Source organism: Bradyrhizobium sp. SHOUNA76, from assembly GCF_023006445.1.
Lineage (GTDB): Bacteria > Pseudomonadota > Alphaproteobacteria > Rhizobiales > Xanthobacteraceae > Bradyrhizobium.
On sequence record NZ_JALBHA010000793.1, the window covers coordinates 1 to 1,848 of the forward strand.

Annotated in this window: 2 protein-coding genes; both read left to right on the plus strand. The window is 66.5% G+C overall.

What is annotated here, in order from left to right; translation table 11 throughout:
• On the plus strand, positions 1 to 346 hold a 346-nt coding region (locus MOV74_RS37180), incomplete at its 5' end, for a helix-turn-helix transcriptional regulator (RefSeq protein ID WP_246932382.1).
• 297 nt (positions 347 to 643) lie between these two features.
• A partial coding sequence (locus tag MOV74_RS37185) for a DEAD/DEAH box helicase (protein ID WP_246932384.1) occupies positions 644 to 1,848 on the plus strand: 1,205 nt, incomplete at its 3' end.

Sequence of the window (1,848 nt, forward strand, 5' to 3'; positions counted from 1 at the left end):
ACAGGCGGCGCTGCGGACCGCGCGCCTCGCGCAGGCCCGGCGCCTGATCGCGGGACACCTGCAAAATCCGGATCTGGCGCCGACGATGGTGGCTGATGAGCTCGGCGTTTCCGTGCGCCACCTGCACATGCTGTTCGAGACCGCGGAGAAGAGCTTCTCGCAGACCGTGACGGACGAACGCCTGAAACAGAGCCGCCGCCTGATGCGCGAGACCCCCGAGCGGCTGATCGCCGACGTCGCGGCCGCCTGCGGCTTCGAGAGCCTGGCGACCTACTACCGGGTCTTCAACGCCGCCTACGGCATGGCCCCGGGTGACTTCCGGGCCCAGGGCTCGGATCGGCGTTAGCCGCCATTTTGGCGGCTCCGGCCGGAGCGCGGGGCCGGGCGAAAAACCCCGGTCGCGCCCGCTATTTGGTAAAAACCTCAGGCTTTTAGAGCCTTCCCGCGCCCGCTCCATTGACTTTGGCCGATTCCCGCCTATGTTCCGGGACGACGCGGCTCAGATCGAAGAGCGATTCCTGAGCGTTGCGCTTTGTCCGCGTGAGTCAGCACCCCCAGCTTCTTAGAGAGCGCGCCGTTTCGGGGTGGAACGCGACAGCCTTATCACCCTCGATTCCGAACGGCGGTTTCGACCAGAGGCTCAATGTCCTTTTCAAATCTCGGACTGTCCGAAAAAGTCCTCGCCGCAGTGGCGGCCACCGGTTACACCACCCCCACCCCCATTCAGGAACAGGCGATCCCCCACGTCCTCGCACGCAAGGACGTGCTCGGCATCGCCCAGACCGGCACCGGCAAGACCGCGGCCTTCGTGCTGCCGATGCTCACCATCCTCGAAAAAGGGCGCGCCCGGGCCCGTATGCCCCGCACGCTGATCCTCGAGCCGACCCGCGAGCTCGCGGCCCAGGTCAAGGAGAACTTCGACCGTTACGGCGCCGGTCAGAAACTCAACGTCGCGCTCCTGATCGGCGGCGTCTCCTTCGGAGACCAGGATGCCAAGCTGACGCGCGGCGTCGACGTGCTGATCGCCACCCCCGGCCGCCTGCTCGACCATACCGAGCGCGGCGGTTTGCTCCTCACCGGGGTCGAGTTGCTCGTCATCGACGAAGCCGATCGCATGCTGGACATGGGTTTCATTCCGGACATCGAGCGTGTCTGCAAGCTCGTCCCGTTCACGCGACAGACCCTGTTCTTCACCGCGACCATGCCGCCGGAGATCCGGCGCATCACCGAAGCCTTCCTGCACAATCCGCAGAAGGTCGAGGTGTCCAAGCCCGCGACCACCGCCGTGACCGTCACGCAGGTCCAGGTGCCCGCCGGGCGCGAGTCGCACGAGAAGCGCGACCTGCTGCGCCGCCTGCTGCGCGAAGCCAAGGACCTCAAGAACGCGATCATCTTCTGCAATCGCAAGCGCGAAGTGGCGATCGTTCACAAATCGCTTCAGAAGCACGGGTTCAGCGTCGGCGCCCTGCACGGCGACATGGACCAGTCGGCCCGCACGGCCGCGCTCGAGCAATTCCGCAAGGGTGAGCTGCCGTTGCTCGTCGCCTCCGACGTCGCCGCCCGCGGCCTCGACATTCCCGAGGTCAGCCACGTCTTCAATTTCGACGTTCCCCATCACGCCGACGATTACGTTCACCGCATCGGCCGCACCGGCCGCGCCGGGCGCACCGGCACTGCGATCTCGATCGTGACGCCGCTCGACCAGAAGTCGATGGTGGCAATCGAGAAGCTGATCGGCCAGAGCATTCCGCGCGCCGAGGGCGATTTTGAAATCCACGCCGAAGCCTCCGATACATCCGAGCGTCCGCGCGAGTCGCGTGGCCGCGAACGCTCCCGCGGCGGGCGCGG